The sequence below is a fragment of the Pseudomonas sp. NFPP12 genome (assembly GCF_900103205.1).
Lineage (GTDB): Bacteria > Pseudomonadota > Gammaproteobacteria > Pseudomonadales > Pseudomonadaceae > Aquipseudomonas > Aquipseudomonas protegens.
Genome location: NZ_FMWW01000006.1, coordinates 552,678 through 564,564, shown reverse-complemented (window position 1 = coordinate 564,564; position 11,887 = coordinate 552,678). Strand labels below are relative to the sequence as shown.

Sequence of the window (11,887 nt, the reverse complement as noted above, 5' to 3'; positions counted from 1 at the left end):
GAACTGTGCTTTATCCTGCCTTAAATGCGCGTGGCGCGTCTCGTGGCAATTGGGCCTGCGGCGCGACTATAAGACGGCATTTATAGGTTTAAAAATAATATAAATTTACTTTGTTATTCCTTTTTGTTTGGTTCTCCTCGCACCATCCTTCCGCAGGAGCTGGCTTGCCAGCGAAGGCGGCGTCGAGGGCGATGCAAGGCTTGCGCTGCTACGAGAAGGCGCCGGCGTAGGCGAACAGGGCCGGGGCGCCGCCGGTGTGCAGGAAAATCAGCGGGCCATCGTCGAAGCGCTGGCGGCCGACCCCGTCCAGCAGACCGGCCATGGCCTTGCCGGTGTATACCGGGTCCAGCAACAGGCCTTCCTGGCTGGCCAGCAGCTTGACCGCCGCCAGCGTCCCGGCATTGGGTTCACCGTAGCGCGGGGCGAAGTACTCGTCCCACAACTGCACGTTGAAAGCGTCGGGCAGCTTCACTCCCAGCAACTCGGCGGTACGCTCGGCCAGGCCCTGGACCTTGGGCCGCTGGTCTTCTTCGCTGCGCGACACGGTGACCCCGATCACCGGCAGTTGCGGCAGCACTTCGCTCAAGGCCAGGGCCAGGCCGCTGTGGGTGCCGGCGCTGCCGGAGGCCAGGACCACGGCGGCAAATTCCAGGCCGCTGTCTTCGATCTGCTGCGCCAGCTCCAGGCCGGCGCGCACGTAGCCCAGGGCCCCCAGGGCGTTGGAGCCGCCGATGGGCACCAGGTAGGGTTTCTTGCCGTTGCTGCGCAGGCGCGCGGCCAGGGCGTGCAGTTGCTCGTCGGCCTGGTCGAGGTTTTCCACCAGCTCCACCTTGGTGTCGAACAGGTCCAGCAGCAGGCGGTTGCCATTGCCCAGGTAGTTGGGGTCTTGGGTGCCGGTGGGGTTTTCCAGCAGGGCCACGCAGCCCAGCCCCAACTTGGCAGCCAGGGCTGCGGTCTGGCGCACATGGTTGGACTGGATGGCACCGGCGGTGATCAGGGTGTCGGCGCCCTGGGCCAGGGCATCGGCGGCCAGGTATTCGAGCTTGCGCAGCTTGTTGCCGCCCATGGCCAGGGGTGTGCTGTCGTCACGCTTGACGTAGACATCGCGACCGATCCAGGCCGACAGGCGTTCGAGTTTTTCCAGGGCGGTGGTAGACCTGAGCAGGTCGAGACGATTAAAGCGGGCGAGCTGTTGTTTGATCATGGGGCCGCACGGAACAGGGAAGGTGCAAGGACTATAGGCAGCCCTTTTTGCCCGGGCAACCGCCAATCGCTTATGCGAAAAAGTGCTTGGAGCCAGACAATTAGTTCTTAAGCGCCGCCGTCGCCGGGCGTAAAGTGATCGCCGTTTGCGCGGCCCGATTGTCCGGCCGCCCGAGTAAGGAGTCTTATCGTGAGCGAGCGTTCCAGCCATTGGCAATTGCAGACCATCGTTGGCCAACTGCGTGATGCCCGTGACCAGTGGCGTACCCGCAACGGTCGGGTCAGCGGCGAGCAGGGCGGGCGTGAGCTGCCGTCGCGGGCGGCCATGGCGGAAATCCTCGAGGCCCTGTGCGGTGCCCTGTTTCCCATGCGCCTGGGGCCGGTGGACCTGCGCGAAGAGAGCGAGGATTTCTACGTGGGCCACACCCTGGACGCGGCGCTCAACGCCTTGCTGGCCCAGGCGCGCCTGGAGCTGCGCTATGTGGCCCGGCAGAGCGGCGAGGCCGATGCCGAAGTCAACGCCCGGGCGATCCGCCTGATCCAGGATTTCGCCCTGGCCCTGCCCGGCCTGCGGGTGCTGCTGGACACCGATGTGCTGGCGGCCTATCACGGCGACCCTGCGGCCCGCAGCGTGGATGAGGTGCTGCTGTGCTACCCCGGCATCCTGGCGGTGATCCACCACCGCCTGGCGCACCATCTGTATCGCGCCGGCCTGCCGCTGCTGGCGCGGATCAGCTCGGAAATCGCCCACTCGGCCACCGGCATCGACATCCACCCGGGTGCGCAGATCGGTCGCAGCTTCTTCATCGACCACGGTACCGGCGTGGTGATCGGCGAGACCGCGATCATCGGCGAGCGGGTGCGCATCTATCAGGCGGTGACCCTGGGCGCCAAGCGCTTCCCGGCGGACGAGGACGGCCAGTTGCAGAAGGGCCACCCGCGCCACCCGATCGTCGAGGACGATGTGGTGATCTACGCCGGCGCGACCATCCTGGGGCGCATCACCATCGGCAAGGGCTCGACCATTGGCGGCAACGTCTGGCTGACCCGCAGCGTGCCGGCCGGCTGCAACCTGACCCAGGCCAACCTGCAGCACGACGACGGCTCGCAGAAGTAGGCGTTGGCTTATGTAGGCGCTGGCTTGCCAGCGAAGGCGTCCCTGAGGGCGATGCAGGGCTTGCGGGCCTCTTCGCCGGCAAGCTGGCTCCTACGGGAGAGAGGCCGGCCCGGCAAGGGGCTTTTTCTGCTGAACGATTGCGTCCGCCATACGTCATACCCTTCCCTGAGCTAGCGTACAAAAGGTACCGCTGAGCCCTGCGATTAGTCCTGAGCCCCCTATCCATGTTTAACTTGAACGCTTGTTCAAGTTAAACCGGTGGTTCGCTGCCCGCTCACAACAGGAGGCTTGCCTTTGCTGAGTCCGTCTATTTCAGCCATGTTTCATCCCTTCGAGGTGCACCGTTCATGAGTGCACCATCCACCTCCGCGAATGCTCTGATTCGCATGAACCCTCCGGTGTTCTACTTCGCCGCGAGCTTTATCCTGATCTTCGGCGTGGTGGTCATTTCCATGCCGGAACAGGCCGGCGCCTGGCTGCTGGCGGCGCAAAACTGGGCGGCCAATACGGTCGGCTGGTACTACATGCTGGCGATGACCCTGTACCTGGTCTTCGTGGTGGTCACCGCCTTGTCCGGCTACGGCAAGATCAAGCTCGGTGCCGACCACGACGAACCCGAGTTCAGTTACCTGTCCTGGGCCGGCATGCTGTTCGCCGCCGGGATCAGCATCACGCTGTTCTTCTTCTGCGTTTCCGAGCCCCTGACCCACATGCTGCAACCGCCCCAGGGCGAGGCCGGCACCGCCGAGGCGGCGCGCCAGGGCATGCAGCTGCTGTTCCTGCACTGGGGCCTGCACGGGTGGGGCGTGTTCGCCTTCGTCGGCATGGCCCTGGCGTACTTCGCCTATCGGCACAACCTGCCGCTGGCCCTGCGTTCGGCGCTGTACCCGCTGATCGGCAAGCGCATCAACGGCCCTATCGGCTACGCGGTGGATGGCTTCGGCATCATCGCCACGGTGTTCGGCCTGGGCGCCGACATGGGCTTTGGCGTACTGCACCTGAACTCCGGCCTCGACTACCTGTTCGGCATCGCCCACACCCAGTGGATCCAGGTTGGCCTGATCACCCTGATGATGGGCGCGGCGATCATTGTCGCGGTGTCCGGGGTCGACAAGGGCGTGCGGGTGATGTCCGACATCAACATGCTGCTGGCGGTGGCGCTGCTGCTGTTCGTGCTGTTCGCCGGGCCCACCCAGCACCTGCTCAACACCCTGATCCAGAACCTGGGCGACTACCTGGGCGCCTTGCCCACCAAGAGCTTCGACGTCTACGCCTACAACAAGCCCAGCGACTGGCTGGGCGGCTGGACGGTGTTCTACTGGGCCTGGTGGATTGCATGGTCGCCGTTCGTGGGCCTGTTCATCGCGCGGATTTCCCGGGGCCGGACCATCCGCGAGTTCGTGTTCGGCGTACTGCTGATTCCCCTGGGCTTTACCCTGGCGTGGATGTCGATCTTCGGTAACAGCGCCATCGACCAGGTGCTCAACCACGGTATGAGCGCCCTGGGCATGTCGGCTATCGACAACCCGTCGATGACCCTCTACCTGCTGCTGGAAACCTACCCCTGGAGCAAGACCGTGATTGCGGTCACGGTGTTCATCAGCTTCGTGTTCTTCGTCACCTCGGCGGATTCCGGCACCGTGGTGCTCTCGACCCTGTCGGCCAAGGGCGGCAACGCCGATGAAGACGGGCCGAAATGGCTGCGGGTGTTCTGGGGCGCGATGACGGCGCTGGTTACCAGCGCGCTGTTGTTCGCCGGCAGCATCGACTCGCTGAAGTCGGCGGTGGTGCTGACCTCGCTGCCGTTCTCGCTGATCCTGCTGTTGATGATGTGGGGGCTGCACAAGGCGTTCTACCTGGAATCCCAGCGGCGCATCGCCCAGTTGCATTCCCTGGCGCCGGTTGCGCCTTCGCGGCGGGGCAAGGGTGGCTGGCGCCAGCGCCTGAGCCAGGCGGTGCATTTCCCGTCACGGGATGAGGTGTATCGCTTCCTCGACCAGACAGTGCGCCCGGCCATCGAAGAGGTGACCGCGGTGTTCGTCGAGAAGGGCTTGAACGTGGTGACCCAGCCCGACCCGGCCAACGACAGCGTGAGCCTGGAAATCGGCCATGGCGACCAGCACCCGTTCATCTACCAGGTGCAGATGCGCGGTTACTTCACCCCGTCCTTCGCCCGTGGCGGCATGGGGCCCAAGGAGCTGCGCAACCGCCGTTACTACCGGGCCGAGGTGCATCTGGCCGAGGGCAGTCAGGATTACGACCTGATGGGCTACACCAAGGAACAGATCATCAACGACATCCTCGACCAGTACGAACGCCATATGCAGTTCCTGCATCTGGTGCGCTGAGCCGTTCGCTCAGGCCTTGGTGAGCAACAGGTAGAACACCAGGGCCAGCACCGGCACGGCAAACACCAGGCTGCCGACCGCCAGCTCCGAACGCAGGGGCTGGTGGGCGGTGACCATGCCCACCGCACCGTTGATGACCGTCAACGCCAGCCACAGCCCCGAGAAGCCATAGCCCAGGGTCTGGCGGCTGAAACCCAGCCGCTCGCCGATAAACAGCACCAGTGCCAGCAGGATCAGGCCAAAGGTGATGATGATGGTGGTGTGCATGATGGGTACTCCCCGGGAGCCGGTGTGCCGGCGCATGTATCGAGCATAGGCGTCAAACCAGCCCGCCATTGGCCCGCAGGATCTGCCCGTTGACCCAGGCCGCCGCCGGGCTCGCCAGGAAGCTGATGATGCTGGCGATATCCTCCGGCTGCCCCAGGCGTTCCAGGGGTGGCATCCTGGCGAAGCTGGCCACCTGCTCGGCAGTCTTGTCCTTGAGGAACAGTTCGGTGGCCACCGGCCCCGGCGCCACGGCATTGACCGTGATCTGGCGCCCGCGCAGCTCCTTGGCAAACACCTGGGTCAGGGATTCCACCGCCGCCTTGCTGGCGATGTACACCGCGTAGCCCGGCAGGTTGAGGCCGACGGTGCTGCTGGAGAAATTGACGATACGGCCGCCGTCATTCAGGCGCCCGGCGGCTTCGCGCAGGGTGTTGAAGGTACCGCGAGTGTTGATGGCGAAGGTCTGCTCGTAGAGCTCGTCGCTGTGCTCGGCCAGGGGCAGCACCTTGAGGATGCCGGCGTTGTTGATCAGCACATCGACCTTGCCCAGTTGGGTCTCGGTCTCTTCGAACAGCCGGCGCACATCGCTGGCGCTGGCCACGTCGGCCTTGACCGCTATGGCCCGGTGCCCGGCCTGGCGCAATTCCACCACCAGCCGGGAAGCTTCCTCGCTGCTGCTGGCGTAGTTGATCGCCACGGCGTAACCCTCCTTGGCCAACTGGCGGGCGATCACTGCGCCTATGCCTCGGGAGGCTCCAGTGACAATGGCGACTTTTGCGGCTTGAGCGGTCATGGGGGTCAGTCCTTCTCGGAGGTTGAACGGCTTGTCTGGGCAACAGGTTCACGGATTTACCGTGCTGGATAAATGCGCCAGAGTTGCCTTGACTGTTCAATATTCGCCAACAATCGAGCTTCTGGAGCCACCTGTGGACCAAGTCAAAGGGATGAAAGTGTTCGTAAGGATCTACGAACGCAGCAGCTTCACTCTAGCCGCCGATGACCTGAACCTGCCCCGGGCGACCCTGACCCACACCCTCAACCAGTTCGAGGCCTGGCTCGGTACCCGGCTGCTGGAGCGCAGCACCCGCCGGGTACGCCCGACTCTGGATGGCCAGGCCTATTACCCCCGTTGCGTGCAACTGCTGGCGGAGCTGGAAGAGGCTGAACTGGCGTTTCGCACTGTGGAGCCCCATGGGCGCTTGCGGGTGGACATGCACGGCACCCTGGCCAAGCACTTCGTGATCCCGCGGCTGGGGGAGTTCATGCAACGTTATCCACAGATCGAACTGGCCATCAGCGAGGCCGACCACTTTGTCGACCTGGTCGCCGAGGGCGTGGACTGCGTGCTGCGTGCCGGCAACCTGGAAGGCTCCTCGCTGATTGCCCGGCGGGTGGCGAACCTGCAGCAGGTGACCTGCGCCAGCCCCGCCTACCTGGCGCGATACGGCGAACCGCAGAGCCTGGACGAACTCGGCGCGCATCGGGCGGTGAACTACGTTTCGCGTACCGCCACCCGCTCGTTCCCCTTCGAGTTCCTGGTCGAGGGGCAGGTGCGCGAAGTGGCCATCGATGGCGCCTTGTCGGTGTTCGGTGCGCAGATCTACGGCGCCTCGGCCCTGGCGGGGCTGGGGATCATCCAGTGTCCGCGTTATCACGTGGCGCGGCAGATCGAGCAGGGATCGATGCGCGAGATTCTCTGCCACACGCCGCCCCCGGCAATGCCGGTGTCGGTGGTCTACCCCCATAGCCGGCACATGTCGCCGCGGGTGCGGGTGTTTGTCGACTGGCTGGCGCAGGTGTTTACCGAGGCGCATTGACGCCCCCGCTGGCACGCCGGCTCCTGCAGGGTGGGGCTATGGGCCGCCAGCGTATTGATCAACCCATTGGATCACCTGGACAACCCCGACTACGCCGGTGGCGTATGGGGCGCTGCGCGAGCTCTCTGCCTGAGGGGCGGTGGGCTCAACTGCTTTCGCGCTCGATCAGCCGGCATTGCAGCAGGTTCAGGCGTTGCACCGTGCCTTCCACTGGCAGCACTCCCAGGCTCTCCAGCACCCGGGTCGCGGCCAGTACGCCGATCTGAAGCGCCGGTGGCTGGATGGTGCTCAGGCTGGGCAGCAGCATCTGCGCAAAGGGGTAGTCGCCAAAACCCAGCACCGCACATTCCTCGGGGATCTTCAGCCCGGCTCGTTGCCCCGCCAGCAGGCCGCCGGCCGCCAGGTTGTCGTTGGCGAAGATGATCGCGTCGGGGCGTTCCGGGCTGCCCATCAGCGCTTCCATGGCCTGTTTGCCGGCCTCGAAGGGCGCGCGGTCGGCATCCGGGGCAAACACCCGGGGCGCCAGCCCCAACTCGGCCAGCGTTGCCAGATAGCCGTCGCGCCGCTCCAGGGCACTGAAGTCTCCCGGGGCGCTGTTCTGCACGAAGGCGATGCGCCGGTAGCCTTTGGCGTGCAGGTGGCGAGCGGCCGTGACCCCTACCTGAAAGTGCGAAAAGCCGATCTGCAGCGGTTGGCGCTGGGGCTGGTAGTCCCAGGTTTCGATCACCGGGATCTCGGTGTCGGCGAGCATCTTTTCCGTGCCCGGGCTATGGAAGTGGCTGGTCAGTACCAGGGCTGCCGGCGACCAGCCGAGAAAGGCCCTTACCGCGCTCTCCTCCTGCCTTGCGTCGAAGTAGCTGGAAGCCAGCAGCAGTTGGTAGCCATGGCGGCTGAGGGTGTCGCTGAAGCCCTGGATGGTCTGGGCGAAAATCGGCCCGGAAATGTTCGGGATGACCATGGCGACAATCCGCCCGCGGGCCGAGGCCAGCCCGCCGGCCACCAGGTTCGGTACATAGCCGAGTTCGGCGACCACCGCGGCGATGCGTTCACGGCGCTCGGGGGAAACACTGTCGGGCTGGTTGAAATAGCGCGAAACAGTGATCGCCGACACCCCGGCCTGGCGCGCCACGGTGTTCAGGGTTACGCGGCCGGCGCCGCGGCGCTTGCGGCCAGGCGCTTGGTCAGAGCTCATGAGCGCATTCCTTTGGCTGAACAAAAAGGCATATAAAAGTAATTTTTCAGTATTGGACGCTCTATCAGGAGCCTGTCGATACTGGCGATGTTAGCGCTAACAAAGCGCCATGTCTGCTACTCGCTCGAGCGAATGCCCAAGACAGTTTTCAGGCGCTGCCGGCACAGATCGGCAGCGGTTCGGGGCATTTTTCAGCAGGTGCAGCATGCAGAACTTTCTTGGGGAACAGCACAGTCTCACGCAGTCGATCCGTGGTAGCACGCCATTGCGACCCCATCTGGGCTGGTTGCTGGCGGGGCTGGCCGCCTTGCCGCTGCCGGCGGCTTATGCCGCTGACAGCGGCGCCAGCGCGCAGGATCAGGAACCGACCCTGAAGTCGGTGACCGTCACCGCCACCCGCCGCGAGGAATCGCTGCAGAAAGTCCCGGTGGCGGTCTCGGTGGTGGAGGGCGAGCAACTGGAGCGGGATAACCGCAACGGCGTTGCAAGCATCGTGCAGCAGGTGCCATCGCTGAACTTCCGCACGGGTGCCTCGAACAAGGACACCTCGCTGTTCATCCGTGGCGTGGGCACCATTTCCACCTCACCGGGGGTGGAGCCCACGGTGGCGACGGTGATCGACGGCGTGGTCTACGGCCGCCCCGGCCAGGCCACCCTGGACCTGCTGGATCTGGAACGGATCGAAGTCCTGCGCGGGCCCCAGGGCACCCTGTTCGGCAAGAACGCCTCGGCCGGGGTGCTGAATGTCATCACCAAGGCACCTACCGCCGAGACTCATGGCTACATCGACCAGGCCTACTACAGCGGCAACGAAAGCCGCTCCCGTTTCGGCATTGGCGGCAGCCTGATTCCCGACACCCTCAAGGGCTCGTTCACCACCTTGTTCGGCGGTTACGACGGCAATGTGGATAACCGCCACAACGGCCAGGAGGTCAACGGCTACAACCGCAAGGGCGTGCGCGGCAAGCTGGAGTTCACCCCCAGCGAGGACCTCAAGTTCACCTTCGCGGCGGACTACATGCAATCCCATGATGACGCCCCCAACGGGGTGGTGAGCAAGGCCCTGACACCCGCCTTCGCCAATGCCCTGAACCCGGTCCGGGCCAGCAGCGACAACCGGGACATCAACACCGACACCCGTACCCATGTGGACGATATCAACAAGGGCCTTTCCGGCCAGCTGGACTGGAGCCTGGGCGACTACACCCTGACCTCGATCACCGCCTGGCGCGGCTGGAACAATACCCAGTACCAGGACGGCGACCGTCTTGGCACGGTCACTGCGGCTTTCCCCGGGACCGCCGACAAGGGTGACCTGGACTACAACCAGTACTCGCAGGAGCTGCGCCTGGCATCGCCCAAGGGGCGGTTCCTGGAGTACGTCGGTGGTCTGTTCTACATGCACGGCAAGGATGAAGAAACCTACCAGCGCACCCTGACCACGACCACCGGCGCCAACCGGGGCATTGCCGACTACAGCACCACCAACGACAGCTACGCGGTATTTGGCGAGAGCACCCTGAATTTCACCGAGGACTTTCGTGGCATCGCCGGCCTGCGCTGGACCCACGATGACCTGAAGTACGATCACCGCCGGGTCTCGACTTCGGCGACCACGGTCAGCGGTATCCAGCCGGGCACCCAGAGTTCCGGCTCGGTGGACGAGGATGGCTGGTCCGGGCGCCTGGGCCTGCAATATGACCTCAGCGCCACGGTCACCAGCTATCTGACCTATTCCCGGGGCTACAAGGGCCCGGCCTACAACGTGTTCTTCAACATGCAGCCGCGGGACACCCAAGCACTGAAACCCGAAACCTCCAACACCTGGGAGGTGGGGATCAAGGCCAGCAGCTGGAACAACCGGCTGACCACCAACCTCGCGGTGTTCCACAGCGAATACGACAACTACCAGGCCAACTTCTTCGACACCGTGGCCGGGCAGGTAGTGACCCGCCTGATCAATGCCGGGAGCGTCAGCAGCGAGGGCGTGGAACTGGATTACGCCCTGCAGGCCACCCAGCAACTGAAGTTCTCCGGGGCCCTGGCCTACACCCGGGCGCGCATCGACGAATTCGCCTGCCCGGCGGGCGCGGCGGCTTCGTGCAATGTCAACGGCAAGCCGTTGCCCTTCAGCCCGGACTGGAAAAGCTACGTGCGCGCCGACTACAGCATTCCCCTGGATAACGGCCTGGATATCGAGTTGGGCACTGACTACAGCTGGCAAAGCGAAGTGCAGTACGACATCAGCCAGAACCTCGACACCCGGCAGGGCGCCTACGGCATCTGGAACGCCAGCATTGCCCTGGCTGACTACAACGATGGCTGGCGCGTGGCGTTGCTGGGCAAGAACCTCGCCGACAAGTCCTATTCGCCCTTGCTGGCCAGTGGCGGCAACTACATCTACCGCGCCGTGCCCCGGGATGACGAACGTTATTTCGGCGTGCAGTTGCGCAAGGATTTCTGATGCCCTGCCGTTGTAGGAGCCGGCATGCCGGCGAATGGGTCGGCGAGCTGGGAGCATGTCCCGAGGGCGCTTTCGCTGGCAAGCCAGCTCCTACAGCGGGCTTTGGCGGTGCCCTTTTTGCAGCATGAAACAAGGAGTGATCCATGTCCCGTTCCACTCGCCAGCTCAAGCTCGGCGCCTTTCTCATGGCCACCGGTCACCACGTTGCCGCCTGGCGTCATCCGGATGTTCCGGCCCAGGCAGGGCTGGATTTTGCCGTCTATAAAGAACTGGCGCAGATCGCCGAAGCCGCGCGCTTCGATGCACTGTTCGTCGCCGACAGCCTGGCAGCCCCTACCGGCCCCATCGCCAGCCGCATGGCCCGCTCCGATTACTTCGAACCCTTGACGTTACTGGCGGCCCTGGCGGCCGTGACCGAGCGGATAGGGCTAATTGCCACTAGCACTACGAGCTATAACGTACCGTACCACGTAGCGCGTAAGTTCGCGTCGCTGGACCATCTTTCAGGTGGTCGGGCGGGGTGGAACCTGGTGACTTCCGACAATGCCGCCGAAGCGCGGAATTTCGGTCGGGAGGAACATTTTGGGCACGCGGAACGTTATCGCAGGGCCCGGGAGTTCCATCGGGTGGTCACCGGGCTCTGGGACAGCTGGGAGGACGACGCCTTTGTCCGCGACAAGGCCAGTGGCGAGTATTTCGACCCAGACAAGCAGCATTTACTGGACCATCGCGGTGAATTCTTCCAGGTCAAAGGGCCATTGAATGTGGCGCGCCCACCCCAGGGATACCCGGTGATCGTCCAGGCCGGTTCTTCCGAGAGCGGTCGTGAGCTGGCGGCCCAGACCGCCGAAGTGGTATTCACCGCCCAGCCTTCCATGGCCGCCGCGCAGGCCTTCTATGCCGACCTGAAAGGACGCCTGAAGCAGTACGATCGTAGTACGCAATCCCTGAAAATAATGCCTGGGGTATTCGTGGTGGTGGGGGACAGCGAAAGTCAGGCCCGGGAAAAGTTCGAAGCCTTCCAGGACCTGGTGGAGCCCGAAGTGGGCGTGGCCCTGTTGGGGAGGATGCTGGGCAACTTCGACTTGTCCGGCTACCCGCTGGATGCACCGTTGCCGGCGCTGCCACTGACCGAGAGCGGCCAGCAGAGCCGCCAGCAATTGCTCACCGAGCTGGCCGGCAAGGACAACCTGACCCTGGCCCAGCTGGGGCGCAGGATTGCCGGTGGCCGTGGGCACTACAGCCTGATCGGTACGCCCGGGCAGATAGCCGACGAACTGCAAGCCTGGTTCGAGGAGGGCGCGGCCGATGGTTTCAATGTGCTGGTGCCGCATCTCCCTGGCGGGCTACGGGACTTTGCCGGCGGGGTGATTCCGGAACTGCAGCGGCGCGGGCTGTTCAGAACTGAATACGAGGGCCGAACCCTGCGGGAAAACCTGGGGTTGGCGCGACCGAAGAATCAGTTTGTGTGACAACGCG

General features: G+C 64.4%; 9 protein-coding genes. 5 read left to right on the top strand and 4 right to left on the bottom strand.

Annotated elements, in window-relative coordinates:
- Positions 1-208 precede the first annotated feature (208 nt).
- Entirely contained in the window at positions 209-1,204 is a 996-nt protein-coding gene (locus BLS75_RS27360) for a D-cysteine desulfhydrase (RefSeq protein WP_072452149.1), read from the bottom strand.
- 189 nt (positions 1,205-1,393) lie between these two features.
- Between BLS75_RS27360 and epsC the strand changes: the two genes are divergently transcribed.
- Positions 1,394-2,320 carry a serine O-acetyltransferase EpsC gene (epsC, locus tag BLS75_RS27355; RefSeq protein ID WP_011058630.1) on the top strand — a complete coding sequence of 309 codons (927 nt, stop codon included), beginning with the start codon at positions 1,394-1,396 and terminating at the stop codon, positions 2,318-2,320.
- Positions 2,321-2,706: 386 nt separating this feature from the next.
- On the top strand, positions 2,707-4,668 hold the full coding sequence (gene betT, locus BLS75_RS27350; protein WP_161466434.1) for a choline transporter BetT: 1,962 nt from the start codon (positions 2,707-2,709) through the stop codon (positions 4,666-4,668).
- A 9-nt stretch (positions 4,669-4,677) separates the two neighbouring features.
- On the opposite strand, the gene BLS75_RS27345 is transcribed toward betT, so the two are convergent.
- Positions 4,678-4,935 carry a hypothetical protein gene (locus tag BLS75_RS27345; protein WP_015633747.1) on the bottom strand — a complete coding sequence of 86 codons (258 nt, stop codon included), beginning with the start codon at positions 4,933-4,935 and terminating at the stop codon, positions 4,678-4,680.
- A 52-nt stretch (positions 4,936-4,987) separates the two neighbouring features.
- Positions 4,988-5,728 (bottom strand): SDR family oxidoreductase, encoded by a 741-nt coding sequence (locus BLS75_RS27340; RefSeq protein ID WP_019094920.1) that lies wholly within the window; start codon positions 5,726-5,728, stop codon positions 4,988-4,990.
- 133 nt (positions 5,729-5,861) lie between these two features.
- Between BLS75_RS27340 and BLS75_RS27335 the strand changes: the two genes are divergently transcribed.
- Positions 5,862-6,752, top strand: coding sequence for a LysR family transcriptional regulator (locus BLS75_RS27335; RefSeq protein ID WP_011058633.1), 891 nt, complete (start codon positions 5,862-5,864; stop codon positions 6,750-6,752).
- Positions 6,753-6,897: 145 nt separating this feature from the next.
- On the opposite strand, the gene BLS75_RS27330 is transcribed toward BLS75_RS27335, so the two are convergent.
- Positions 6,898-7,944, bottom strand: a complete 1,047-nt coding sequence (locus BLS75_RS27330) for a LacI family DNA-binding transcriptional regulator (RefSeq protein WP_072452148.1) — start codon at positions 7,942-7,944, stop codon at positions 6,898-6,900.
- A gap of 205 nt (positions 7,945-8,149) precedes the next feature.
- On the opposite strand from BLS75_RS27330, the gene BLS75_RS27325 reads away from it, so the two are divergent.
- A complete protein-coding gene (locus tag BLS75_RS27325; RefSeq protein ID WP_072452147.1) occupies positions 8,150-10,408 on the top strand; it encodes a TonB-dependent receptor in 2,259 nt (752 codons plus the stop codon).
- Between the two features lie 143 nt (positions 10,409-10,551).
- Positions 10,552-11,880: an LLM class flavin-dependent oxidoreductase gene (locus tag BLS75_RS27320; RefSeq protein WP_011058636.1), complete on the top strand. Its 1,329-nt coding sequence runs from the start codon at positions 10,552-10,554 to the stop codon at positions 11,878-11,880.
- The last annotated feature ends 7 nt before the right edge of the window (positions 11,881-11,887 follow it).